Here is a 24,771-nt window from a genome sequence, read left to right on the forward strand (position 1 = left end):
ATAATTTATATCGTTCTTGACTGACTTCTACCAGCCCTGTCATTTTTATTCCGGTCCGGCAGGTATTCCGTAGAACTGTACGGCATTTTTGCCCATAATCTCCGGGAGTTCGTCCGGACTGAAATAATCCTTTACGATCTTCAGCACTTCTCCATAACCACAGGAAATCAGGCAAACGGGCCAGTCCGACCCGAACATGAGCCTGTTCGTTCCGAAGGCTTCCGTAACAGTATCAAGAAAGGGCGTAAAGTCCTCCTGTTTCCAGGTAAAATTATCGGTTTCCGTTACCATTCCGGATAGTTTACAATACACATTTTCACTTTCGGCCAGTCTGCGGATGTTTTTTGTCCATTCTTTATCGAGCCCCCCGGATATTTCCGGTTTGGCGATATGATCCAATACAAAACGCTGGCGGGGAAACCGGCGTACCAGATCCACGGCAGCCGGTAACTGACGGGCATAGACCAGAATATCATAAGTAAGCCCGAAGGCTCCCAGTGCACCGATGCCTTTCCGGAAATCTTCCCGTAACATAAAATCATCCGGTTCGGCCTGTACAATATGCCGTACACCACGGAAAAGAGGATTGCCGGAGAACCGGGCCAGGGATGTGCTTACATCCTCCGACAGAAGATCTACCCAGCCTACCACAGCTTTTACGAACGGGTTTTCCGCAGCACATTTCAGCAGAAACTCCGTTTCTTCTTCAGATTGGTCGGCCTGTACGGCTACACATCCGTCCATCCCGTTTTTTTCCAGGACAGGTTGCAGGTCCGAAGGCATAAAATCCCTCCGGATGACCTGCATGCTATCGTCTATCCATGCATCCCGTTCCGGGTTGTATTGCCAGAAATGCTGATGAGCATCGATTTTCATTGGCTATCTGTTTTATGGTGAGAAGGTGAGAAAGTGAGAAGGTGAGAACAGGTTTCCCCTCCTTTTTACGTTCTCACTCTCTCGCCTTCTCACTCTCTCACTTTCTCACTTTCTCACACTAACATATGCTTTTGCTTCCTGCTTTGCCGATCCGAGCCCTTCAATACCGAGTTCTACCACATCACCCGGTTTGAGGTATCTGGGCGGATCAAATCCCAGTCCTACACCCGCAGGAGTTCCTGTCGAAATAACGTCTCCGGGTAAAAGGGTCATAAATTCGCTCAGGTAGCTGATCACTGTGGGGATATCGAAAATAAAATCTGAGGTGTTAGAATTTTGCAGCGTTTCCCCGTTAACCTTTAACCATAAGTTCAGGTTATGGGGGTCCAGTTCTTCATCGGCAGTCACGAGGTATGGTCCCAACGGTGCAAAGGTATCGCAGCTCTTTCCTTTTACCCATTGTCCGCCGCGCTCCAGTTGGTAGGCGCGTTCGCTGTAATCGTTGTGTAGCGCATACCCCGCTACATAGTTCATGGCCTCTTCTTTGGTAACATAGGAAGTTTTTTTGCCAATGACTACCGCCAGTTCCACTTCCCAATCGGTCTTTTCGGAACCGCGGGGAATCACTACCGGGTCATTGGGGCCTACAATAGAAGATGTTGCCTTGAAAAACACCACGGGTTCCTTTGGCACATCCATTCCGCTTTCTGCGGCATGTTTTGCATAGTTCAGCCCGATGCAGATCAGTTTGGAAGGCCGTTTTACCACGGGGCCAAACCGAAATCCTTCCGTTACTTCCGGGCATTTGTCTTTATGATCCGCTAACCAGGCCTTTAAACGCCCTATACCATCTTCAGCAAAAAAATCTTCCGTATAGTCCTGCCCGAAATCGCTCACATCGAGTTGTTTGCCATCCGGCAGTTCTACTCCCGGTTTTTCCTTTCCTTCGGGGCCAAATCTGAATAGTTTCATTCGTTATGTGTTTGTTTTTATTTGTGGTTCTTTTTTAGCTGTTCAATTTAATAAACCCTCCGTCCAGCGGGTAATCTGTCCCGGTGGTAAAAGACGCTTCGTCAGAGCACAGGAAATAGGCCAGGTTGGCCACTTCTTCGGGTTTGGCCATACGCCCTATGGGCTGGGTTTTGGAGAGGGTGTCGTACATTTCCTTTTCCCTGCCGGGATAATTTTTGGCCAGGAAACCGTCTACGAAAGGCGTATGCACCCTGGCCGGGGAAATGCTGTTACAACGGATACCTTCAGATACATAGTCCTTGGCAACGGAATAGGTTATCGCCAGGACCGCACCTTTGGTCATGGAGTAGGCAAAACGGTCGGCAATACCTACATGGGAGGCTATGGATGCCATATTGAGGATCACACCTCCGCCGTTTTTCTTCATATGAGGTATTGCGGCATGAATGCAATTGTACACCCCTTTTACGTTTACGGCAAAAAGTTTGTCCATATCGGCCTCGGTAGTTGTTTCTACGGTGCCGATGTGGGATACTCCGGCATTATTGATGAGAATGTCAATAGTACCCGAGGCTGCAATGTCATCGATCACCCTGAGCACTTCTGCCTGGTCACTGACATCACAGGGGATGATCTGCAGGGTATCTCCATCATCTTCCGAAAAGGCTTCTCTGGCTCCTTCGACATTTCGTTCCAGCATAAAAACAGTGTGCCCCTTATCGAGGAACACACGTGTTATCGCAGCTCCTATACCGGAGCCTCCACCGGTTATAATTACATTTTTTGACATTTTATTGTGATTTCTAATTGTTCTAAGTTTAAAGTTGCGGGGGACCAGTTACCAGTTGCAGGTTGCCAGTTTTTATACTTCCTCTTTACTTCACTCCTTTTAACTTTTTTACTCCGTCATTATCACTAAAATACTTCATCCCTCTAACTTCACACTTCGTATTTTACAATGAAATTCCTCTTTTCCATGGAATAAAATCATCCTGTTGCAGTTTTTGGGCACAGGTTTGTTTTTCTCCGCTCGCCACTGCAATAATGAGTTCCATCAATTCGTCGGCCAGTTCCTTTTGCGATTTGCTTTCGGAAAAAAGCCTCCCGGCATCAAAGTCGATAATATCATTTATTTTTTCGGGGAGCATGGAATTGGACGATATTTTCACCACGGGGCAGACCGGATTTCCTGTCGGAGTTCCGAGGCCGGTGGAAAAAAGGATGATGTTGGCCCCTGCTCCGGCCAATCCGGTTGTCGATTCTACATCATTCCCAGGCGTACAAAGCAGGTTAAGGCCTTTTCGGGTAGCGTATTCCCCATAATCCAATACGTCCGATATGGGGCTTCTCCCCCCCTTTGTCGCCGCTCCGGCAGATTTTATGGCATCGGTAATCAATCCGTCCCTGATATTTCCGGGAGAGGGATTCATATCAAAACCGGAGCCGACCTCTTGTGCCCTGGTTTCGTAGTTTCGCATTAAGCGTACGAATTTTCCGGCGGTTTCCCTGGTAGTACAACGATCTATCAGATCCTGTTCCACACCACACAGTTCGGGGAACTCAGACAGAATACTCTTCCCTTTCAATGCGTTGATCCGGTCTGCGACCACACCGATCAGCGGGTTGGCGGAGATCCCGGAAAAACCATCAGAACCACCACATTCCAGCCCGAGGGTCAGTTTGGAAAGGGGGGCCGAGGTTCTCCGGCAATTGTTGGCTTTCCTGAGCCCTTCGAAAGTGTCGTGAATGATCTCGTTCAACATGGTGTGTTCGGAAGAATACTGTTGCTGCTCAAAGAAAAGCAGCGGTTTCCCCAGCTCCTCCCCGGTTTGCCCCAGGGCTTCTTCGAGCATGGCGATCTGTGCGTGCTGACATCCCAGGCTGAGCACGGTGGCCCCTGCTACATTGGGATGGCGTATATAACCTGCAAGCAGGTTTACCAGCAATTGGGTATCCTGGCGTGTTCCGCCACAGCCTCCTTCGTGAATGAGGAATTTTATGCCGTCTACATTCGGGAATACCTTATTTTTTTCCACAGTGTTTGTCCCTTCCTGTGTTCTGCCCTGAAATTTCCCGGCCAATTCCCTGACCTGTAATTTATAGGGGTTTTCTCTACGGAAGCCGAGTTCAGTCTCCAGGGCTTCCTGTAACACTTTCAGGTTTCTGTTCTGACAAAATACCAGGGGGATGAACAACCAGTAATTGGCCGTTCCCACCTGTCCGTCTTTCCTGTGGTAGCCCTGAAAAGTACGGTCGGTATAATTGTCTACCTCCGGCGGCTGATAGCGGTATTCCTGTTTTCCTATGTGATACGGAGCTGCCACATGTCTGGTATTTTCTACGGTAAGCATACTGCCCGCCGGGAGCCCGGTGGTCAGTTTCCCTACCGGCACACCATACATGCAGATGGTGTCTCCCTCATTCATAGCGTTCAGGGTAAATTTGTGTTTTACGGGTATATCCTGTACCAGTTGCACGTCATTCCCGTCTATTTCGAACCTGTCATTTTCGTTCAGATCCGTAAGGGCTACGGCTACGTTGTCTCCGGAGTGTATTTTTAGATATCGTTCCAATTATGCTGTATTGTATTTTTTTAACAATGGCGATGTTTGGTAATCGGTGAAGTTTATCAATCTCAGATATCTTACAAACCGAATACCGATTACTGACCACTGATCACCAGTTTTTCCGATCCCGGGAGAACAATCTTCCGGGAATTTCAAAAGTAAACAGTTTTTCTACGGAAAAGTTCTTATATCTTTGCTCTTATTTGTACAATATTTGCTCACATGCCGTTTCGTTAAAAAATGCCTTATGGATTTGCATTTCCTGCATAAAAACCTGGAGACAAATTTTAAAGCCTCACACCACCGGGAAAAGGAATTCCTGAAGTTGTGGCATTACCATCCGGAATATGAACTGGTCTATATTTCCAAAGGCCGGGGTACGATATATGTCGGTGACTATATTGGCCCCTATCAACCGGGAAGCGTATTTTTGATCGGCGCTCACCTTCCGCATATGTTTGAGACTTTGAGCAGTTCATTTCCGGAAGAAGAAGACATATCCGAAGCCTACGTTATACATTTTGGCGAGGAATTCATCGGGGGATTTTCCGGAAACTCTGTTGAGTTTGGTTATATCCCCAACCTGATCAACCACGCTGTTACCGGGCTGTTTTTCCCGTTTCCCGGGAAAAAAGCCTGCAAGACCTTTAAAAAAACGGTAAACGGCAATATCCAGGAAAACACCCTGCACTTTCTGCGAATATTGTACCTGCTTCAACAAAAGAAAAAAGAACATCTGGCCACCCCGGCATGGATAAAACAATTTAATTCCGGCGATAAAAAACTGAACAAGGTACTTCAGTATATCATGCAACATTTCCAGGAAGAACTCTCCCTGGAGGAGATCGCTTCTTATGCAGGAATGAACAAAACGGCTTTTTGCCGGTATTTTAAATTAAAAACAGGAAAATCCTTTATAGAATTCCTCAACGACCTGCGGATCGGTTTTGCCTGTAAATCTTTAATGGAAGAAAATGTTTCCAGATCCATTTCTGAGGTATGTTATGCCTCCGGATTTAACAGTCTTTCCTATTTTCACAGGATCTTTAAACGCAGCAAAGGCGTAGCGCCTTCGGAATATCGCGGAGGAACCGATTGAGATAGTTAAGGGCTATTTTTACAAAACCCTCAAAATGTTTTATTTGAACCGGAATACTCCTGCTTTTTCAAAGACCTCAAAAATATTGGCGATCACTTCCAGAGGGATTTCTATTTTATACTCGGCATATAATGCATCGCGAATATCTAAAACAGACTTCCGGCCATCGCTGTAACTGGCTATTACATCTTCAAACTGGTATATCCTCAACTCTCCTGCTTCGCGCTTTCGGAGTATATTCAATACTTTTTCTATTTCCTGTTCTATTTCCTCGTATTTACCGGAATATTCCTCACCGAGTATATCATAGGTAGAATAGAATGCATTGAGTTCTTTGCCTTTTATCCGTACAGGAACTATTTTCTCCGCCTCTTTCTCCTTTGACGAAGATGCCCGGGGCGCTATGTCTTCACCTCCATTCAGGTTCTTTGCCAGGGCTTGTATATCGTTTAATATCAACTTTTCTTCCTGGTCATACAACACTATCTTTTCTTCTATAATTTTTTTGGTACTCCTGTCCCCGGAAAACAACAAACAAGATCTAAGAGCCTCTTTTTCTCTTTTGTAGGCATACTGAATGATCTTTGAAGAAAACCCGAGGTCGTTTTGAATATCGGATGAACCCAACAACAATTTTCTGGCTTCAAACTCATCATTTTTAAGTCGTCTTTTCCCGTACATTTCCACCAGGTTCATAATATCTGATACATTTGAAGAATCTCCATAAGCTGTCATTATTACTGAGGCCAGCCCTATAAAGGCCACCCTGTGCAACTGTGTAGGATCTACTTTGTCCGGGGTGTCCTCGCTGGAGTGATAATAATTGTCCGGCCAGGTACTATACGCAACTCCCGGAATACCAAAATCATTAAATATCTGATGGTCAGAACCCCTGGTATAGGAGTGCATCGATGCATTGATCTGGTTTCTGCTCCCGTTTACTGAAATGATCTGAAAATCCTTTCTCACGGGATACCTGTTGTTATTGTATTTATTCAGAAAGTCCACGATCGATGAGGAAAAGGCATTGATATAAGACGCATTCCAATCCGGGGTGTAGCTGATATTAAAAAATGAATTGGTTTTCTTCAGGTCCGCACCGAGCATATCCAGGTTAAGGTTTAAAATTCGCTTTTTATTCTCTTTAAAATGCCTGGAGAACCACGCTTTTGTACCTGTAAATTCGGGAACCCACAAAAAGCGTATGGTCCTCAGCGGCCGGCTTATCTTTTTCTGACGAATAAGATTGTTCAGGGTTCTGGCCACTTCCAATGACACGGCACTTCCCGAAGCGTTGTCGTTTGCTCCCGGCTTATAGTGATCTATATGGGCCGTGATCACAATTTCTTCATCCGGATATTTCGAACCTTTTATAACCCCACTGACTACGCCAAAATCATCTGCCTGGGATTTCGTGTCTATATCGACATAAAGCGTCATCTCTCCGTACTTTTTCAGGGATTCCCGCAACTCTTCAGCCCTGCGTTCGGATATCATAAAGGCAAAGTATTCTTTGGCCTTATCTTCGACCCTGGGTATACCCGCCCATCCTACCTGATCGGCAAAATCGCCTTGCAGGCGGTTGGATTTATCCCAGTAGGGAACAGAATAATGTGATATGATACCAATAGCCCCTTTTTCCCAAACCGCTTTTTTTACAACACCGGAAGGATAATTAGAAGTAAGGACGATCTTTCCGGCAAGGTCTTTATCTTCATAATCTTTTTCTGTCCCGGCACCTATATCTATAAGTTTTGCCTTTGCCTTTTTAGAATAGCTGTTCCTTACCAGGGACATAGGCAGATCGGCATAGGATGTGATCTTGTAATTATAGGGTTTCAGTGACCAGAGCTCTCCTTTTTCTGCTATCCAGAACGATTGGGGGGTATCTCCAAAATAACTGGTTTTCCCGTCGGCAACATATTTTTCAACTTCCACATCTTCCAACCGGAATTCCTGTGCTTTTTGCTTTACCCAGTCAACGGCATCATTATATTTCCCCGTATTTTGCTGACGGTCCCACAATGAAATTTGTTGTACGTAATTATAAGCACGATCTCCGGAGCTGTGATGAATCAGTAATCTGGTTATGGAATCGTTCAATATCAGCCCGGTATCGGAACTTAGTTTATCTATTACACCACTTTTCTGGGCAAATAAGATACACCCGCTCAGTGTCAAAGCCACAAAGGAAATCAGTTTTTTCATGGGATTGGAATTTAGGGTTGGTCAGGAATTTCGCCAATACGGCTTCACCTCCTTGAGTTGTTGTTTTTCAGTTATATTTTTCTGTAATTTTATTCAATCCTGTTCTAAGAATTTAGACGATCTGCAATCAAAAGTGTTACAAAAATTAACAGCTCTTCCTTAATGAGTTATTTTTTCTGAAATTCCGCTTCTTCTATCAGATACAATCCGAACCGGATCTTCCAATAAGGTATTTCTCCTTTGAAGTATTCGAAATACGGGCGCAGGGCTTCCGGATTTTCGAGGGCTTCCCGGGCCTTCCCTACGGCCTTGATCTCTCCGGATGAAATAAACTGGTCTATTTCTATTTTTTCTCCTTCTTCGTGCTTTTTTAGCAGGTGACTCAGTATCGTATCTGTTTTCAATTCCCGTTTTTTCGCTATTTCTTCAACGGTCAGTCCTTCCCGGTAAAGCATAAAGGTACGGTCTTGTGTGGGCAGTTGTTTTAACAATTCCTCCCGGTGTTCTGCTATGACCTTCAGAAAATGGCCTGCATATTTTTTCTTTTTCACCTCTCCTACTCCACTGACCTGGTCAAATTCGTCCTCATTGGCCGGTAACCTGGCCTCCATATCCTTCAGGGTAGCGTCACTGAAAACGATATATGCGGGGACATTTTCTTCTTGTGCAATAGCAGAGCGGAGTTTGCGCAATTTTCCAAACAGGGCATCATCCGGAGCTTCTTTTTCCCTTGACCTAGCGGTTTCTTTAACAGGTTGTACCAGGGTTGCCAGCTGTACTTTTTTACCTTCAAACAAAATTGCTTTGGCCAGTGGGGTCAATGCCAGGCGGCCGTTTTCGTGAAAACGAACCTCGAGTATTCCCTGGTTGATCATCTGAATGATATATTGCTGCAGGTCCCTCCATGAGATATCCTTTACGGTCCCATAGGTCTTTACCCGGTTGTACCCTTTTTCAAAAACAGCGGCATTTTGTGCGCCCCGGAGAACATCTGCCACCATGCCCAGAGCTTCCTCTTCTTTTAGCCGCGCTACGGCAGAACACACTTTCTGGGTAAGTACAGTACCGTCAAAATATTGTGGCGGATTTTTGCAAATATCACAATTCCCGCAATTTTCAGACAGGTGTTCCCCGAAGTAATTGAGCAAGGCTATCCGGCGACAGCTCAGGGCCTCTGCAAATTGCTGCATACGTTCGAGTTTGGCCAGTTGAAATTCCCGTGTAGGCGAATCATCCATGAACTTTCGCAACTGTACCACATCAGCGAAGCTATAAAACAACAAAGTATGTGCCGGGAGTCCATCACGCCCGCTACGGCCTATCTCCTGGTAATATCCCTCTATGTTTTTGGGCATATTATAGTGAATGACCCAACGGACATTACTCTTGTCTATCCCCATACCAAAGGCGATGGTAGCCACCACTATGGAAACCCGGTCATGAATAAAATCTTCCTGAACACTTGTTCGCTTTTCAGGAGACATTCCGGCGTGATATGCCCTGGCTTCATAACCATTTTGCTGCAACTTTGTTGCCAGTTTTTCTGTTCCTTTACGACTGAGGCAATAGATAATGCCACTCTCTTCCTGACGGGCACGCAAAAAATCCAGTATTTGCCGGATACGATTATTTCCCGGCCGGACATCGAGATAAAGGTTTTTCCGGTCAAAGGAGGCAATGTGCTGCGAGGCTTCGGGGATGTTCAATTGGTGTAGTATGTCTTCTCTTGTAGCCTGGTCTGCCGTAGCTGTAAAGCCCACCACCGGGGTTTCCGGAAGTATTTCTTTCAGGTTTCCCAAACGGGTATATGCCGGACGGAAATCATGCCCCCAGGCAGATATGCAATGGGCTTCATCCACAGCTACCAGATTTATGGTAACACCAGTGAGCAGGGGAATTAACTGCGGAAGGCTCTCCGGGGCCACGTACAACAATTTCAATCGCTGCTCCCGGAGTCCGGACAGCACCAAAGACTGTTCATCGGGTGACTGGACACTGTTGTAATAAGCAGCTTCTATACCATTGGCCCGCAGGGCATCTACCTGGTCTTTCATCAGTGCTATAAGCGGTGATATAACCACAGCCATGCCTGGCATCATTAAAGCCGGTAACTGGAAACACAGGGATTTTCCTCCTCCCGTCGGCATTACGGCAAGTACATCTTTTCCTCCGAGTATTTCGGTAATGATACGTTCCTGATTGGGACGAAAACTGTCATATCCGAAATGTGTTTTCAGAACTTGTAAAATATTATTTGTATCGATCATAATGTGAGAAGATGAGAAGGTGAGAAAGTGAGAGGATTAGAATGTGAAAGGGTGGAATATGTTAATTCTATCCGAAGAATTTATAAAAGGACATTAAGGTGGTCATCACAACAAAAACGATACTAATAACCCAAAGCAAAGTCTTAAACTGGATGTCCAACTTTTTTTCTAAAAGATCCATTCTGCTTTCCAAACGGTTTTCTATATTTTCAATTTTGTGAAGCACCTTCTCCATGTCGCTGTCGGTTTTCATTTCGATCAGTGCTAAGATAGGATTTTTTAGCCTCCTTGGCAACTTTTCTGCCTGTTCGTTAAGGTCGGTGATCTTCATTTTTAAACACTTAAAAGTTCACACAGATACAAGAAACTGATTTAAACCCCAGATTCCAGAGTTTTCTGGAATCTGGGGCTCCTGATCTGACATTTCCTTATCATTTGCCCAACAACAACATTTCGTGACAGAGAATTTCCGTGATATAGCGCCTGTTCCCCTTTTCATCTTCCCAGGACCTTGTGGTCAGTTTACCTTCTACGGCAATTTCCTTTCCCTTCTCTACATAGTTTTCCACTACATTGATCAGGCTGCCACGGACCACTATGTTGTGCCAGTAGGTCCGCTCTACCTTTTCTCCGTTCTTGTTCTTATAATTATCGTTGGTGGCCAGGGAGAACCGGGCTATCTTGCTCCCGTCTTCAAAATTGATAAATTCGGGATCATGACCCAATCTTCCAATGAGTTGCACCTTGTTTCTAATGGCGTTCATAATACTAAAATTTTAAGGTTAAACAGTTATTACAATCGGACTTGAAAAATCCAACAGGGCAAACTTAAACCCCCAATAGCTGTTTATCCGGTTGTTAAACGATTACTTTCGTTTGTAAACGGTTGTAAATGATTGTAATTAATTAAAAACGAATATAATACTGATTACCATAAAATTACAAAACACCTCGCGAAACATTTTTTTTAGCTGTTTTTTTAAATTTTCCGGAATAACACCTTGCAGCCGATAAAATTTGTTCTTGTGCCGAAAAATTCAGCCACAAAGTTTGCCAGGGTTAGGTAAAGGAATTTAAAGTACCAGTAAACCTTATATTGTTCATCTGAATACCACAGATACAGATTTCTACCGGCTTATATCTTTTAAGGATGTTTTTCCATTTTTTCTTCCTGCAAAAAAGCAAAAAACGGGGATATACTATGGTGGAAATAATATCAGGTAAAAAATGCTGTCCGAAAGAAACTTTTTGTTCAAAATACACAGTAGGGGTACATCATTCAATACCGCTATTCTGTTCTGGCTTTCAATTCCATAGGCCGTAAACATTCATAGATCATTTCATTTACAGGGGTGGGAACACCGAGTTCTTTACCTTGTTTTACGATATAGCCGTTAAAATTTTCCAGTTCGGATGGTCTTCCGTCCATGATATCGCGCTGGGTCGAGGCCGTGGTCCCGGCAGGCTGGGTATTAATAATCTCAAACGCCTTTTGAACATGGCTTTCATCCAGCGGAATATTTTTGGCAAGGGCCACTGCTTTGATCTCCGCTGCGGTTTGCTGCATCACTCTGTATAAATAATCACTTTCGCGAATTTTGTCGATAGGGACCCTGGTCAATCCGCCAATTCCACTGATGGTTGCAATAAAGAGAAACTTTTTCCAGACCTCGAGCTGAATGTTTTCGGGGTTTGTATTCGTAATCTCCGCCCTGTTAAAAATGTCTGTCAAACGGTTTATCCGGTTGGTTTTTGAATTATCGGTCTCGCCAAAAGTGATACGCGGTTCAAAGGAAACATGTTTGATCTTCCCCGGTTTTTCCACAAAACTGATCAAATGACACAGCCCTGCCAGAACATTTTTTTTCGGAAGAATCTCGCATAGTTTTTCGGCATTGTCGGCACCGTTCTGTAAAGGCAACACCATGGTTTCCGGGCCCAAGACAGGTTTTAGCTGTTCCGCCACCTCAGGGATCTGCCAGGATTTTACGGCCAGGATCACCAGTTCGGGAGTAGAAACTTCCGTTAAGTCATCGGTAACAAGTTTAGGGCTAACCTTAAAGTTACCATTAATACTTTCTACTTCCAGACCATGTTGCCGAATCGCTTCGAGGTGTTTTCCACGGGCAATCATGGTTACGGGATAGCCTGCTTTTGCCAGGCGGCCACCGAAATAGCCGCCCACACCACCAATACCAAAAACCAGTATTTCCATTTCAATCGTTTATTGATTTCGTTTTGCGTAAAATTAAAAATTATCACTGGAAAATTCATGGATGTTGTCCGGATGTTGATATCCGGGATTTATTGATGCCTGTCAAGGCAAAGGCTCAATTTTCTTTTTATTGCATTGGTATAAAAACACTCATGTACAGGTTTCTCCCCATTACCGGAGAAAGCAATGACCTCTTTCACCCGGCCTTTTTGCCCTTCCCGTCCTTTTTCCGTATATTTAATTAGTTGTAAAACAGGTAAAATCATAGTCGATCATGAAAAAAGCTGCCACGGTTCTTTGGTGTAGCCTGCTCTTTTTTCTTCATTCTTATGCGCAGGACACTTATTCTGAAAAACGCAAACAAATGGTAGAAAGTCAACTCATAACCAGAGGGATCAAGGACAAAGCTACCCTGAATGCCATGCGCACCGTGGAACGCCACCAGTTGGTACCCGGAACGCAAACACGGTATGCATATGAAGACAGGCCCCTGCCTATCGGTTACGGGCAAACGATATCCCAGCCCTATATCGTAGCCTATATGACCGAAACCATCCGTCCCGAGGCGGGAATGAAAATCCTGGAGATCGGCACAGGCTCGGGCTATCAGGCAGCGATACTGGCAGAGATCGTAGACCGGGTATATACTGTAGAGATCGTAGACTCCCTGGGCAGGCGTGCCCAGAAAAAACTTCGCGATCTGGGGTATAAAAATATCCATGTAAAACTGGGGGACGGCTACTTCGGCTGGGAAGAACACGCGCCTTTCGATGCCATAATCGTAACCGCAGCAACAGAATACATTCCCCCTCCCCTCATGGAGCAACTGAAAGAGGACGGAAAAATGGTGATCCCGGTCGGCGCTCCTTTTACGGCACAGTACCTTATGCTGGTGAAAAAAAAGAATGGAAAAATAAAAACCCAAAAACTTCTCCCCGTAAGATTCGTCCCGTTTACAAGAAGCGACTAACCTGAAAAAGACACTCCCGGTATGTATCGAATACTGCTTTCCATAGGTCTTTTATCCCTGGCCATGATCGCTTACCAGATAAGCCTTATGCAGTATCTTTCCATAGTGCAATGGTATCACTACGCCTATATGGTCATTTCCATTGCCCTGCTCGGTTTCGGTGCTGCGGGAACCGTAATATCGCTTTTCAGAAAGTCACTCCTGCGCCATATGAACGCTCTGCTTCCTTTTCTCATCTTTTTTTCGGGACTGAGCATGCCCCTGGCTATCCGGGTCTCCGGAATGCCCTTTGCCCGGTTTGACACCTATCTCCTGTTTGTGGAACGGCGACAACTGTGGCAATTACTGCTGAACTACATTATCTTTTTTATTCCTTTCTTTTTCTGCGCCCTGGCCATAGGGCTGGTCTTTGTAAAATATGTCCGGGAGATAGGAAAGCTGTATTTTGCCAATCTCACCGGGTCCGGGTTAGGCGGACTGGTGGCTATCGTTCTGTTCTGGACGGTCTCTCCTGCCCGGATAGCATATATAACCGGTGGTATGGCCGTAATTGCCGCTATATTGGTAATCCCGGCAGCAACTGCTTTACCCAAGGAAAAAAGGGCCTTTTATTCCAGCCCCCGTTTTTTGTACACATTTTTCCCCCTCCTGCTCCCATTGTTATTTGCAGGATATTATTATCCTCCCGAAATTATTTCTTCCCAGTACAAAAGCCTGAACCGGACGCTGCTGCTTCCGGATGCGGAAATCTGTTGGGAGCGGAACAGTCCTCATGGCTGGGTACAATACGTTTCTTCACCGGCACTGCGTTATGCTCCAGGGCTCAGCCTTGCCTATCCGGGGGATATCCCCGTTGTGGACGCTCTTTTCAACAACGGAGAATGGTATGGGGCAATATTTCCGGAAACGGCAGAAAAAAACACCGATGTACTGGCCTATACCACTTCTGCCATAGCTTCTGAAATCATTTCCCCGGAAAAGGTATTGGTCCTGAACGCAGGGACGGGAATGCGGGTATCGCATTTTTTGAACCTGGGGATCCCTTCCATAGATGCTACGGAATCTCATCCTTTGATCACTTCTTTTGCCAAAAGAAATATGGGGTATTCCAGGCTGTTCCAGCAGGATCCCCGCTCTTTTCTCCGGAAACCGGGAAAACAATACGACCTGATCTGCCTTCCATACATCGGCGCTTTTGGCGGAACGGCTGGCCTGCAGGCCATGCAGGAGGAATACCTGCTCACCACAGAAGCCTTTTCCCTGATCTATGACCGTCTGAGCGACCACGGCATTATAGAAGTGACCTGTTGGACAGACAACCCATACCGCAACCCGTTGAAAACTGCAGCTAGCATCGCCGAGATGCTTTCTCAAAAAGGCATAGAAACCCCGCTACAACAAACCGTAGCTGTCCGGAGCTGGAACACCATAACATTCCTCGTTAAAAAAAGCCCTTTTACGGAAGCACAGCAACAATCGGTACGTGATTTCTGTGAACGGCTTTATTTCGATCCCTTGTTACTCCCCGGAATTACGGAGGAAGAAAGAACAACCTATAACGATCTTGAAGACAAAAGCCTGTTCTCCCTGACAGATTCCATTTTTAGCAGAAACCGGGAAGCCGTCTATAAAAATTATGATTTCCACATCCGGCCGGCTACTGACGATCAACCTTATTTTTCACAGTTTCTCCGGTGGAAGAGCTTTCCGCAATTGCAACGCCTGTACGGACAGCAGTCGGCATCGTTCCTGGAACTGGGGTACCTCATTGTCCTGGTTACCTTTGTTCAATCTGCAATGCTGGCCATTATCTTTATCGTACTGCCCCTTTTTCGCTTCAGGAAAAAAAGTGGTGGCAAACTTCAGACGCTTTTCTATTTCTCAGGATTAGGTATCGGGTATATGTTTGTGGAGATCGTCCTCATACAACAGTTCACCCTGTATCTGGGCCATCCGGTCTATGCCATTACCGCGGTTATCGGCACCATGCTGCTCCTGTCCGGTACCGGCAGCTATCTCTCTTCCCGTTTATCGCCGAAGCCGGCTGTTCTCCGGAAGGTCACTCTTCTCATAACCGTGCTGCTTCTCCTCTATGGATGGTTTTTGACAGCTATATTACAGGCGGGCACGGGCTTTCCCTTTTTCGTAAAAATTTTCCTGGCCGTAATTCTTATCGGAATTCCCGCCGTGATCATGGGAATGCCTTTTCCGCTCGGGTTACGGTACCTTTCACAACAGGAAAAAGCCAATATTCCCTGGGCGTGGGGGATAAACAGCTGTATGTCGGTAGTAAGTACAGCATTAGCGACCATTATAGCCCTGGAAAGCGGTTTTATCTTATTAATGATTTTTGCCGCCTTGGCTTATTTTATTACTTTTAGTAGCAGTTTTCTAAAACCAGATCAATCATGAACTTAAATCAGGTCACGGCTCCTTCATCAGATCTGTCAAAAGCCATCCCTTTTTATGAAAACCTGGGATTGAAACTGATTGTAAGATCACTTCCCCATTACGTACGATTTGAATGTCCGGATGGCAATTCCACCTTTTCACTTCACCTTGTGGATGAACTTCCGAAAGGGGAAGGAATACATGTCTATTTTGAATGTGAGAACCTCGACGAACACGTCCGGGCCCTTGCGGATAAAGGGATCGTTTTTGATGAACTTCCGAACGACAAAAGATGGTTGTGGAGAGAAGCGAGGTTAAAAGACCCGGACGGTAACCTGCTGGTATTATTCCATGCCGGCGAAAACAGGAAAAACCCGCCGTGGCGAATATAAAAGGATAGCGATCAATATCAGAAAATGTCACTTCTCAAAACCTATCTCCTATGAAAACCGTCTTATCCTTCATTTTCATATTCCTCTTAACAATCTCCTGCAAACCGGGGCAGGAAGAACCCCTGGTCCGGAAAGATCACACGGTAAAGAGCACGGACGGAGTAGAACTCCATGTACGGGAAGTCTTTTTTAAGAACGGTACATCCCAAAACACATCCCCGTTACTTATGGTACACGGCGGAGGGCCGGGCGCCATCGCCTCTTTCGACCTGGATGTTCCGGGTGGCTCCCTCGCTTCCGATATTGCAGAAAAAGGATTTAAAGTCTACCTGATGAATATCCGGGGCTGGGAGAGATCTACCCTTCCGGAATACGACCTTTCAGACTCTACCCTTGTAGCCGGCAACTACCGGGAAGCAGGCGAAGACATAAATGCCGTTATCGATTTTATCCGGGAACGGGACCATGTAAAGAAGGTCTCTTATTTCGGATGGGCAACAGGGGGGCATTGGGGAGGTTATTACGCTGCCCTGCACCCGCACAAACTGGCTCATTTTATTTCGCTCAACTCTCTGTACGGTGTAAATGCTCCATGGGAACTCAAACAGTTTTTTAGATCGGACCGGGATTCTTCTCTTTATAACAAGCAAGGGTTTTTCCGGAAATCGGCCAAAGGTTCACTGACCGGAAAGTGGACCTCTACCATCCCCACGGAAAACAAGGAAACATGGCGCGACCCCGGAATAGCAGAGGCTTATGATGAGATCGCTGTAAAACTTTCTTCACTCCCCGATACCATGATCGTACCCGGAGGGTACAGAGAAGAGAGTTTTTACATGTCTAACGGAAAAAAATACTGGGATGCAAAAAATATTTCCACACCCTCGCTCGTAATGCGAAGCGAACTGGATTTCTGGTCGAGGCCCGAAGATCTGGAAGCCATAAACAAAGACCTGAGGATCGAAAAGAAAAAGGTCATTACCATTCCCGGCACCCACTATCTGTTTCTGGACCGTCCGGAACGGGGGCGGGACAGGTTGATCCGGGAAATTGTAAATTTCCTGGAAGAGTATTAAAAACTGAAAAAGGGTGTCTTCTAAAAGCCTGTACTCGTTATGCTGACTTGTTTCAGCATCCCATCCCGATTGTCCGATCAGTGTTATGGGCCCCTGAAACACCCCTTCGACTGTGCTCAGGGTAAAAGTTCAGGGTGACGTAAAGACCACTTTTTAGAAAACACCCTCTTGTTTACGGTTCGGTGTTTATTTTAGAACAGTTGGCTTATGTACTGACTTGTTTACATTTTTTCGTACATCCCTCTCAGTTTCTGAGGGGTAATGACCTGTTTCCAATCCTTACCGAGTGCATTTTCCCAAAGCGGCACCATTCCCATGGAAACGCTTATCATTGTATCGAAATCATCATCAGTGAGGTTTGCACAAAGGCCTTTCGGAATTTCTACTTCATACTTGTCTACCATCTTCTTGAACTGCTTAACACCTTCCGGATAAAATTCTTCCAGGTGATCGAAGACAATACAATTTCCTACACCGTGCCGGGTTCCGAGCAGATAGGAAAGTCCGTAGCTCATGGCATGGGCTACACCTACCTGCGAATAGGCAATGCTCATGCCTCCGTGCCAGGATGCCATCATCAGCTTGTCGCGCGATTCATCTTCGGACAGGGATCCATTGAAAAAGACCTCGTTGCAGAGGTCGAGTGATTTTTCTCCGTAGCTCTGGCTAAAAGCATTCAGGTAGGTCCCTGTCAACGATTCTATACAATGAATGTAGCAATCCATCCCGGTATAGAACCACTGGTTTAAGGGCACCCCGGTACAAAGGTCCGGATCCAGCACCACCTGGTCAAAAGGGGTATGGTCTGAATTAATGCCCAGTTTCTTTTCAGGCCCGGTGAGGACCGTAGTCCTCGAAACTTCCGCCCCGGTTCCACTGATTGTTGGGATACCCACGTGATACAGGGCAGGATTTTTTAACAGGTCCCATCCCTGGTAGTCTTCGGAAGACCCCGGATTGTTGAGCATAATGGCAACGGCCTTGGCCAGGTCCATCAAGGTTCCGCCTCCAATACCTATAACCCCGGAAGGAAGCGCATCAAATTCTTCTTTTATACTGTCGCGAAGCGCGTCTACCTGCGAGGTCTTGGGCTCTACGTCCGAGTTTATAAAAATAACCTTATCGTTGTGATAAAGCGGTATTCTCTTTTCAAGAGGGCTGCCCTTAAAAACATCATCCACAAGAAAGATAAACGGCGATGAGGTGCTCGTGCGTTTGGAAGTTATTATTTCTTCTAACTGGTCAAAACTACCGCGCCCAAAAACCACCCTGGGCACCATGGGGAAATTTTTAAAATTCATAATGTTGCTTTTTGCATTTTACTTACTCAATTCCAGTTGAAACTGCTGTGCAAACAGTCCCACTTGACACCCGTCCATCAGAGTGTGATGTACATATCCGGGCATCTGTTTTTTGCCATTTTCTTCGAATATCTTCCCGCAAGATATGTTCGGGGATGAATTCTTAAACCTAAAACTCCTGGCATGAGACAGCGCGGTAAACTGTACCCGGGGGATGGCCTAAAAGCGGATCATATTATCACCTCTTCCGGAAGGTATCAGTTAACTCGTATTACGAACCCTGTCTATTTCTAATTGTGCATTTTTACGGAATGCGGTAAAACCTTCTTTAAAATCTTTTAAAAAAATAAAAGTGTTCTTTCCGGTTTCGGTATTCTATGTTCAGTTTCCTGACCACTACAAAAACCTCAACACTTCCTTAATGTTGTTTACGGTTCTGTATCCACCGTTATTTTCATCTTCGCGTACTATTTCGTGTGCCCAGGTGGTATGAAAAGGCACATGAATAGCCTGTGCTCCTATATTTACTATTGGAAGAATATCGGATTTCAGGGAATTTCCTATCATGAGAAATTCTTCTTCCCTGATCTCCAGGTGTTCGAGCAGGTTCCGGTAATTCTCTTCTTTCTTTTCACTGAGCACCTCTATATGATGAAAATATTCGGAAAGCCCCGACCGTCCCATTTTCCGTTCCTGGTCCAGCAGGTCTCCTTTGGTCAGTAATACAAGCCGGTATTTTCCACTTAATTGCCGAAGCACTTCTTCTACCCCGTCCAATAGTTCCACGGGTTTAGAGATCATCTCTTTACCGAGATGCAGGATCTCGGAAATGGTTGCTACGGGAACCTTCCCATTCGAAAGGTCTATGGCACTCTCTATCATGGAAAGCATAAATCCCTTGATCCCGTAACCGTAAAGTTCGAGATTATCCATTTCCACCTTAAACAGTTCCTGGTCTATTTTGTTCTCGGTTTCGTATGCCGACAATAATCGGGCAAATTTTTGTTCGGCTTCCCTGAAGTAGGTTTCATTGACCCAAAGGGTATCGTCGGCATCAAAGCCTATGACCCTGGTGCTGTCGTAATTTATTTCCATATTTTTTTAGCTCTTTCGAGGTCTTCCGGGGTATCTATTTCTACGCCTTCGGTCCTGGTTTCCACCATTTTTATTTTTTTTCCGTATTCGAGATAGCGTATGGCCTCTATCTTTTCGGAAGCCTCCAGGGGCAGCATCGGCAAGTGATAAAAATCCATAATGGCATTTTTCCTGAACGCATATATCCCTTTGTGCTTAAAATATCTCGCTCCTACATCCTCTGCCCTGGGATATGGGATCGGAGAACGGGAAAAGTAAAGGGCAAAATCGCGGTTGTCCACAATGACCTTTACGATATTGGGATCGTTTATTTCGTCCCAGTCCCTGATCTCGGTCATCAGTGAAGCGAGGTCTATTTCCTTTTCACGGTCGTCCTTGAACACTTCGATAACCTTGCTGAGGCTTTCCGCATCGGTAAACGGTTCATCGCCCTGTACATTGACTACGATGTCGACATCCATATTTTCTACGGCCTCGGCTATCCTGTCACTTCCGCATTCGTGCTCTTTTTTGCTCATGACCGCCTTGCCGCCGTTCTTTACGATCTCACTGTAAATTATATCGCTGTCGGTAACTACCAAAACATCGTCAAAGAGCCCGGTACGAACTGTTACTTCATAGGTTCTGACTATAACAGGTTTTCCGTTGAGGTCCTGCATCAGTTTTCCCGGGAACCGGGTAGCCGCATATCTCGCGGGTATCATGGCTATGATCTTCATCTGTGTCTCTTTTACGAAAGACCAAAATTAATTATTTCCTGTCAGGCAAGAAAATTTAGAGCGGTGATAACGCGAGAAATATTATATACTCATATCTCACCTTCTCACTTTCTCACCTTCTCACTTCCCACGAGGCCGTATTTTCCGGTAAAAACGAAATACCATCACAAGGATAAGGATCACCAGAACGATGGCCAGGATAGGCAGAAATATGGAGACTACGGACAATATCACGGATACCACCGTCTCTATTGTAGAAACAATGGGATTTCCAAATCCTGCTGTCGAGACCGAAGAGGTTAAGCGTGTAGCGGCAGAGGCTCCCTTGATCGCGGCTGCCGTCCCTCCACCAGCGATCAGTGCTATGGCCCAGGTCATGGCTGGATCCAGCCCGGATGCGGTCGAAACCACGGCAAGAGTACCCGCTATACCTGCCAGCGGAAGGGCAATACTGTCGAGCAGGTTGTCTACCCACGGAATATAGTAAGCAAATATTTCCACAATTACGGCCACCCCGAGGATGATCAGAGCCGGGAGGCCTCCTACCCACTGCCAGCTCTCGTTGAGCTCCCACATGCCGAAATGAGAAGCAAGGCTCAGAATGAGCAATGGCAGAAAAATACGAAAGCCTACACTGGCTGCAAGCCCTATACCGAGAAATATGCTGATTATGGTTTCGGTAGTCATATCGATTGGTTTTTAGGTTAGAGTTTGTAAAGTTATAAAGTTTTTTATGTCTTACCTGTCCCCCCCTGCCCCTCAAACAGGGAGCTAGAGAGCTTTTAAAAAAATAAAGGCTCCCCCTTGAGGGGGGCGGGAGGGGGTGTTCCCCTCAGACAATTCCATCGATATCCGGTCATTCTTCAACAAAAAAATCATCCTTAAATCCTATAAGGTATAGTTTGGTCCTGGCACGCGTTACTGCGGTATAGAGCCATCGCAGGTAATCGCGGTTTATTCCGTCGGGAAGATAGGGCTGTTCCACGAATATGGTATCCCACTGTCCGCCCTGGCTCTTGTGGCAGGTTATGGCGTAGGAAAACTTGACCTGAAGAGCGTTAAAATATTTATTGTTCTTTACTTTCAGGAACTTTTTGTAATTAGCTCCCTCATCTTCGTAATCCTTCATCACTTCCTGGTACAGCCTGTTAGAATCTTCATAGGGAAGAGACGGGGTTTCGGCATGGATAGTGTCTAGCAGTAACACGGTTTCCAGGGGTTTCATATCGGGATAATCGATCATTCTCACCTTTACTTCGGCGAATTTAAACCCGTAGAGTTCTTTTATGGCAAATATTTCCAGGACCTCGATGATATCCCCATTGGCAATAAACCCGGCTTCGCTGCTGGCCTTTACCCAGAAATAATTGTTCTTTACCACCATAAGGTAATCTCCGGTAGCCAATTCGTTATCGTGAAAGAGTATCCTGCTCCTGATCTGTTGGTTGTAGAGATTGGCCCTTTTATTGGACCTTACGATGATCACCGTTTCCTCCCGGCCTTTATTTCCGTAGGCTTCGTCAATGGCATTTTGTATGTCATAACCATCGGTGAGCCGTACAATATCTTTAAAACCGTTCAGGTCGAATTTAAAATCAAAAACACTGCTTTCTCCCAGGCATTCCCTAATATTGGTGGCGTTGTACAAGATGCCGGAATTCAATTGCTGCCGCACTACTTCGTCCAGTTCCACCTTGTTCACATCCTTGTTATAGTGCAGGGACAAGGTATTTTCGTCCAGGGCCGGGCTTATATCCAGGTTTACCGGGGGTAGCTGTGCCGTATCGCCGATAAGCATCAGTTTGCAATTGTTCCCGGAATATACATAATACATCAGGTCGTCGAGCAGGGAACCGTTTTCGAACAGCTTGGAATCTCCGGGCAGATCGGGGATCATGGAGGCTTCGTCAACGATAAAAAGGGTGTCCTTGTGCTTGTTGGCCTGTAAGACAAATTTTATCCCGCCATTCTTCTGTTTCCTCGGAAAATATATCTTCTTGTGAATGGTAAAGGCCGCAGTCCCGGCATAAGAGGTTATGACCTTGGCCGCCCTGCCCGTAGGTGCCAGGAGCACCGTTTTTTTATAACTCCCCCGCATATTGGACACCAGTGTACCGATGATCGTCGTTTTTCCGGTTCCGGCAAAACCTTTAAGCAGAAACACGCGGTCTTCGTGTGTCGAAAAAACATATTCCGACAACTGTTGAAGGGCCATTTCCTGTTTTAAAGTAGGGCTATGGGGAAATTCCTTTACAATATTCCTGAAAAACGAAGGTGCATCCATAAAATCTGCTTCTTTCGTCAAAAATACGAAGGGATTTGGAAATTACGCCCCTTGACTTTAGTTTATACAGAGTTTACCGAAGGACTCGGGATGACAAAATAATTTATAACTCCGGTTCTTGGGCACTTCGGTAAACTCTGTATAAACTAAAGTCGAGAGGCATTTTTAGCGGGAAAAACTTTTCTGAATAAAAAAAAATTGTAGTTTTGCGTAAAACCTCTTTAAACTAAAATCAAAAGATTAAAATGAAAACAGCGATACAAATTGCTTTATGGCTCCTCAGTATTTTCTTTGCCTACAAGATTTACCGATCTGTCAATGACCCTATTAAATTTGACAAAGTAAAAAAAGAACGCTATGCCAAGGTAATTGACAAGCTCAAAGAAGTGAGGGATGCCCAGGAAGCATACCGGACCGTTACCGGTAAGTTCGCCAAAGATTTTAACAGCCTGATCAGGTTTATAGATACCGCAGAATTTGCCATTACCCAGCAACGCGATACCAGTTGGATGGAATACGATAAAGTATATCGGATCGACATGCAAAAAGAGGGTAAGATCATTGACACTTTAGGTTTTGTATCAGTGAAAGACTCATTGTTCAAAGGTACGGACAGCTATAAAACATTGATGGATGTGCCCAATGCCCCCAACAATGAAAAATTCAAAATGGATGCCGGCATCATAGATCGAAACGGATTTAAGGCTTCTGTGTTTGAAGCAAAAGTTGATAAAGGTGTTATCCTTCATGACCAGCCGAAAGACCTGTTGGCCAAAGAAAAACAAATCATTTCGATCAGTGAAGTGCCCGGACCTGAGATCATAGTCGGTTCGTTAGAAGAAGTGAGTACAACTGGTAACTGGCCTATAATCTATGACTCAAAAAAGGACGAATAGTACATATTCGACAACCAATTATAACGAATTGTCCATTCAGGTTAGCTTGAGTGGACTTTCTTTTTGCGTACTGGACGGACTGAGCAAAACCATCTTTGCCATAGAGCAACATCCTTTCGAAAACAGTGTCACCCCCCAGGCATTGCTTCAGAAGACGGAACAGCTTTTCAGTGAAAAGGAAATTCTGGAGCAGTCTTTCAAAAAAGTATATGTCATACACAGGAACAACCTTTCTACCATAGTCCCCAGGCCGCTTTTCAGCGATAAAAACCTTTCGGAATACCTGAAATTCAATGTTAAGATCTTCGATACCGATTTTGTTACCTACGACGATCTTGGCAGTACGGAACTCATCAATGTTTACATCCCTTTTGTCAATATCAACAATTATATTTTTGACCGTTTCGGGGAATTCGAATACCGGCATTTTTCGAGCGTCCTGGTAGAGACACTGCTCCGGAACCTCCCTGATGCCACCGGCCCCATGATGTATGTCCATGTACAAAAAGGACATTTTGAGATCGTGGTCATAAAGGATAAAAAACTGGCCCTGTACAACACTTTCGAATACACCAACAAGGAAGATTTTATCTATTATATATTATTCACAGCCGAACAGTTGCAACTGAACCCGGAAGAATTTCCGCTTTATTTACTCGGGGATGTACACGACGGGGACGAACTCCATCAAATGGTGTATACTTATGTGAGGCATGTGGATTTCGGCAATAACCACTGCCATTATCAGCTTGCCAGGGACCTGGAGGCTGTGGAACCTCACCGGGAATTCATTTCTGTAAATTCATTTTAAATGCGTATCATCTCCGGAAAATATAAGGGGAAACGGCTCATGGCCCCTAAAAAACTACCTGTACGCCCCACTACGGATTTTGCCAAGGAAGCGCTTTTCAATATCCTCGAAAACCATTTTTATCTCCAGGAGATCTCCGTACTCGACCTTTTTGCAGGTACGGGCAATATCAGTTATGAATTTGCCAGCCGGGGCTGTACAAACATAACTTCGGTAGATGCCCATCCGGCGTGTGTACAGTATATCCACAAAACAGCAAAGGAGCTGGATCTCCCCGTTCGAGTCATTAAAAGTGACGTATTCCGCTTTCTGGACAAGGTACGCACAAAAACAGATCTTATCTTTGCCGACCCTCCGTATGACCTCTCCCCGGCAGATTTTGCCCGTATAGCAGAACTGGTGTTTAAAAAAGAGCTGTTGGGAGAAGAAGGTTTTCTTATCATAGAGCATTCCAAGTTTACCAGCCTCGAAGACCTCCCCCATTTCAGTTTCCACAAAAGATACGGTAACTGTGTGTTCAGTTTCTTTGAATGGGAGGCAGAGGACAAATAGCATTATTTGATAACTCAAAACACAAAGACATAAAAAAACCGCGGAGACTTTCCGCGGTTTTATTTTTCAGATCATTTCTT

22 protein-coding genes are annotated in these 24,771 nt (G+C 45.3%); 8 read left to right on the forward strand and 14 right to left on the reverse strand.

Translation table 11 applies throughout. From position 1 onward, the window contains the following. Positions 1-45 precede the first annotated feature (45 nt). The 4 genes from KN811_RS06260 to KN811_RS06275 all read right to left on the reverse strand — a co-directional run bounded on the left by KN811_RS06260 (position 46) and on the right by KN811_RS06275 (position 4,421). Positions 46-876 (reverse strand): amidohydrolase family protein, encoded by an 831-nt coding sequence (locus KN811_RS06260; protein ID WP_216334727.1) that lies wholly within the window; start codon positions 874-876, stop codon positions 46-48. Positions 877-981: 105 nt separating this feature from the next. After that, positions 982-1,848 carry a fumarylacetoacetate hydrolase family protein gene (locus KN811_RS06265; RefSeq protein ID WP_187965867.1) on the reverse strand — a complete coding sequence of 289 codons (867 nt, stop codon included), beginning with the start codon at positions 1,846-1,848 and terminating at the stop codon, positions 982-984. Between the two features lie 34 nt (positions 1,849-1,882). Then, positions 1,883-2,638: an SDR family NAD(P)-dependent oxidoreductase gene (locus tag KN811_RS06270; RefSeq protein WP_187965866.1), complete on the reverse strand. Its 756-nt coding sequence runs from the start codon at positions 2,636-2,638 to the stop codon at positions 1,883-1,885. A 163-nt stretch (positions 2,639-2,801) separates the two neighbouring features. Continuing rightward, the gene (locus KN811_RS06275) at positions 2,802-4,421 is read right to left on the reverse strand and encodes a UxaA family hydrolase (protein WP_187965865.1); all 1,620 of its coding nucleotides are present in this window, start codon (positions 4,419-4,421) and stop codon (positions 2,802-2,804) included. A gap of 241 nt (positions 4,422-4,662) precedes the next feature. Between KN811_RS06275 and KN811_RS06280 the strand changes: the two genes are divergently transcribed. After that, on the forward strand, positions 4,663-5,514 hold the full coding sequence (locus tag KN811_RS06280) for an AraC family transcriptional regulator (protein ID WP_187965864.1): 852 nt from the start codon (positions 4,663-4,665) through the stop codon (positions 5,512-5,514). Positions 5,515-5,553: 39 nt separating this feature from the next. Here the strand turns inward: KN811_RS06280 and KN811_RS06285 are convergent, their stop codons facing one another. The 5 genes from KN811_RS06285 to KN811_RS06305 all read right to left on the reverse strand — a co-directional run bounded on the left by KN811_RS06285 (position 5,554) and on the right by KN811_RS06305 (position 12,204). Continuing rightward, positions 5,554-7,722: a DUF4910 domain-containing protein gene (locus tag KN811_RS06285; protein ID WP_187965863.1), complete on the reverse strand. Its 2,169-nt coding sequence runs from the start codon at positions 7,720-7,722 to the stop codon at positions 5,554-5,556. Between the two features lie 167 nt (positions 7,723-7,889). Beyond that, entirely contained in the window at positions 7,890-9,989 is a 2,100-nt protein-coding gene (gene recQ, locus KN811_RS06290) for a DNA helicase RecQ (protein WP_187965862.1), read from the reverse strand. A 67-nt stretch (positions 9,990-10,056) separates the two neighbouring features. Next, a complete protein-coding gene (locus KN811_RS06295) occupies positions 10,057-10,320 on the reverse strand; it encodes a hypothetical protein (RefSeq protein WP_187965861.1) in 264 nt (87 codons plus the stop codon). 100 nt (positions 10,321-10,420) lie between these two features. Next, entirely contained in the window at positions 10,421-10,753 is a 333-nt protein-coding gene (locus tag KN811_RS06300; protein ID WP_187965860.1) for a single-stranded DNA-binding protein, read from the reverse strand. Between the two features lie 524 nt (positions 10,754-11,277). Beyond that, the gene (locus KN811_RS06305) at positions 11,278-12,204 is read right to left on the reverse strand and encodes a ketopantoate reductase family protein (protein WP_187965859.1); all 927 of its coding nucleotides are present in this window, start codon (positions 12,202-12,204) and stop codon (positions 11,278-11,280) included. 274 nt (positions 12,205-12,478) lie between these two features. On the opposite strand from KN811_RS06305, the gene KN811_RS06310 reads away from it, so the two are divergent. Genes KN811_RS06310 through KN811_RS06325 form a run of 4 tightly spaced genes read left to right on the forward strand, consistent with a single transcriptional unit; the run spans position 12,479 to position 17,033 of the window. Continuing rightward, a complete protein-coding gene (locus KN811_RS06310; protein WP_187965858.1) occupies positions 12,479-13,174 on the forward strand; it encodes a protein-L-isoaspartate(D-aspartate) O-methyltransferase in 696 nt (231 codons plus the stop codon). A 21-nt stretch (positions 13,175-13,195) separates the two neighbouring features. Further along, positions 13,196-15,586, forward strand: coding sequence for a spermidine synthase family protein (locus tag KN811_RS06315; RefSeq protein ID WP_187965857.1), 2,391 nt, complete (start codon positions 13,196-13,198; stop codon positions 15,584-15,586). Beyond that, positions 15,583-15,957 carry a VOC family protein gene (locus KN811_RS06320; RefSeq protein ID WP_187965856.1) on the forward strand — a complete coding sequence of 125 codons (375 nt, stop codon included), beginning with the start codon at positions 15,583-15,585 and terminating at the stop codon, positions 15,955-15,957. The genes KN811_RS06315 and KN811_RS06320 overlap by 4 nt, the downstream gene beginning before the upstream one ends. Positions 15,958-16,007: 50 nt before the next feature. Continuing rightward, entirely contained in the window at positions 16,008-17,033 is a 1,026-nt protein-coding gene (locus tag KN811_RS06325) for an alpha/beta fold hydrolase (RefSeq protein ID WP_187965855.1), read from the forward strand. A 221-nt stretch (positions 17,034-17,254) separates the two neighbouring features. On the opposite strand, the gene KN811_RS06330 is transcribed toward KN811_RS06325, so the two are convergent. From KN811_RS06330 to KN811_RS06350, 5 genes are all read right to left on the reverse strand, one after another. Further along, a complete protein-coding gene (locus KN811_RS06330; protein WP_187965854.1) occupies positions 17,255-18,334 on the reverse strand; it encodes an iron-containing alcohol dehydrogenase family protein in 1,080 nt (359 codons plus the stop codon). Positions 18,335-18,730: 396 nt separating this feature from the next. After that, entirely contained in the window at positions 18,731-19,429 is a 699-nt protein-coding gene (locus tag KN811_RS06335; RefSeq protein ID WP_187965853.1) for an HAD family hydrolase, read from the reverse strand. After that, positions 19,420-20,148 (reverse strand): 3-deoxy-manno-octulosonate cytidylyltransferase, encoded by a 729-nt coding sequence (gene kdsB / locus KN811_RS06340; protein ID WP_247716419.1) that lies wholly within the window; start codon positions 20,146-20,148, stop codon positions 19,420-19,422. The genes KN811_RS06335 and kdsB overlap by 10 nt, the downstream gene beginning before the upstream one ends. Positions 20,149-20,268: 120 nt before the next feature. Further along, positions 20,269-20,835 (reverse strand): DUF4126 domain-containing protein, encoded by a 567-nt coding sequence (locus KN811_RS06345; RefSeq protein ID WP_187965852.1) that lies wholly within the window; start codon positions 20,833-20,835, stop codon positions 20,269-20,271. Positions 20,836-21,004: 169 nt separating this feature from the next. After that, on the reverse strand, positions 21,005-22,432 hold the full coding sequence (locus tag KN811_RS06350; protein WP_187965870.1) for an ATP-dependent DNA helicase: 1,428 nt from the start codon (positions 22,430-22,432) through the stop codon (positions 21,005-21,007). A gap of 245 nt (positions 22,433-22,677) precedes the next feature. Here KN811_RS06350 and KN811_RS06355 point away from each other — a divergent pair, with 245 nt between their 5' ends. The 3 genes from KN811_RS06355 to KN811_RS06365 are packed head-to-tail and all read left to right on the forward strand — an operon-like array spanning position 22,678 to position 24,691. Then, entirely contained in the window at positions 22,678-23,328 is a 651-nt protein-coding gene (locus KN811_RS06355; protein WP_187965851.1) for a hypothetical protein, read from the forward strand. After that, positions 23,306-24,139 carry a DUF3822 family protein gene (locus KN811_RS06360; protein WP_187965850.1) on the forward strand — a complete coding sequence of 278 codons (834 nt, stop codon included), beginning with the start codon at positions 23,306-23,308 and terminating at the stop codon, positions 24,137-24,139. The genes KN811_RS06355 and KN811_RS06360 overlap by 23 nt, the downstream gene beginning before the upstream one ends. Then, a complete protein-coding gene (locus KN811_RS06365) occupies positions 24,140-24,691 on the forward strand; it encodes an RsmD family RNA methyltransferase (protein WP_187965849.1) in 552 nt (183 codons plus the stop codon). It abuts the gene before it with no gap. Positions 24,692-24,771: the final 80 nt, after the last annotated feature.

The sequence above is a fragment of the Sinomicrobium weinanense genome (genome assembly GCF_018863395.1).
Taxonomy (GTDB): Bacteria; Bacteroidota; Bacteroidia; order Flavobacteriales; family Flavobacteriaceae; genus Sinomicrobium; species Sinomicrobium weinanense.

Bases quoted from the DNA above. Each gene is read 5' to 3' on its own strand.
- KN811_RS06320 (WP_187965856.1), top strand. From the start codon at position 15,583: ATGAACTTAAATCAGGTCACGGCTCCTTCATCAGATCTGTCAAAAGCC.
- KN811_RS06295 (WP_187965861.1), bottom strand. From the start codon at position 10,320: ATGAAGATCACCGACCTTAACGAACAGGCAGAAAAGTTGCCAAGGAGG.
- kdsB (WP_247716419.1), bottom strand. From the start codon at position 20,148: ATGAAGATCATAGCCATGATACCCGCGAGATATGCGGCTACCCGGTTC.
- KN811_RS06325 (WP_187965855.1), top strand. From the start codon at position 16,008: ATGAAAACCGTCTTATCCTTCATTTTCATATTCCTCTTAACAATCTCC.
- recQ (WP_187965862.1), bottom strand. From the start codon at position 9,989: ATGATCGATACAAATAATATTTTACAAGTTCTGAAAACACATTTCGGA.
- KN811_RS06280 (WP_187965864.1), top strand. From the start codon at position 4,663: ATGGATTTGCATTTCCTGCATAAAAACCTGGAGACAAATTTTAAAGCC.
- KN811_RS06355 (WP_187965851.1), top strand. From the start codon at position 22,678: ATGAAAACAGCGATACAAATTGCTTTATGGCTCCTCAGTATTTTCTTT.
- KN811_RS06260 (WP_216334727.1), bottom strand. From the start codon at position 876: ATGAAAATCGATGCTCATCAGCATTTCTGGCAATACAACCCGGAACGG.
- KN811_RS06345 (WP_187965852.1), bottom strand. From the start codon at position 20,835: ATGACTACCGAAACCATAATCAGCATATTTCTCGGTATAGGGCTTGCA.
- KN811_RS06365 (WP_187965849.1), top strand. From the start codon at position 24,140: ATGCGTATCATCTCCGGAAAATATAAGGGGAAACGGCTCATGGCCCCT.
- KN811_RS06310 (WP_187965858.1), top strand. From the start codon at position 12,479: ATGAAAAAAGCTGCCACGGTTCTTTGGTGTAGCCTGCTCTTTTTTCTT.
- KN811_RS06360 (WP_187965850.1), top strand. From the start codon at position 23,306: ATGACTCAAAAAAGGACGAATAGTACATATTCGACAACCAATTATAAC.
- KN811_RS06265 (WP_187965867.1), bottom strand. From the start codon at position 1,848: ATGAAACTATTCAGATTTGGCCCCGAAGGAAAGGAAAAACCGGGAGTA.
- KN811_RS06300 (WP_187965860.1), bottom strand. From the start codon at position 10,753: ATGAACGCCATTAGAAACAAGGTGCAACTCATTGGAAGATTGGGTCAT.
- KN811_RS06350 (WP_187965870.1), bottom strand. From the start codon at position 22,432: ATGGATGCACCTTCGTTTTTCAGGAATATTGTAAAGGAATTTCCCCAT.
- KN811_RS06315 (WP_187965857.1), top strand. From the start codon at position 13,196: ATGTATCGAATACTGCTTTCCATAGGTCTTTTATCCCTGGCCATGATC.
- KN811_RS06335 (WP_187965853.1), bottom strand. From the start codon at position 19,429: ATGGAAATAAATTACGACAGCACCAGGGTCATAGGCTTTGATGCCGAC.
- KN811_RS06305 (WP_187965859.1), bottom strand. From the start codon at position 12,204: ATGGAAATACTGGTTTTTGGTATTGGTGGTGTGGGCGGCTATTTCGGT.
- KN811_RS06270 (WP_187965866.1), bottom strand. From the start codon at position 2,638: ATGTCAAAAAATGTAATTATAACCGGTGGAGGCTCCGGTATAGGAGCT.
- KN811_RS06285 (WP_187965863.1), bottom strand. From the start codon at position 7,722: ATGAAAAAACTGATTTCCTTTGTGGCTTTGACACTGAGCGGGTGTATC.
- KN811_RS06330 (WP_187965854.1), bottom strand. From the start codon at position 18,334: ATGAATTTTAAAAATTTCCCCATGGTGCCCAGGGTGGTTTTTGGGCGC.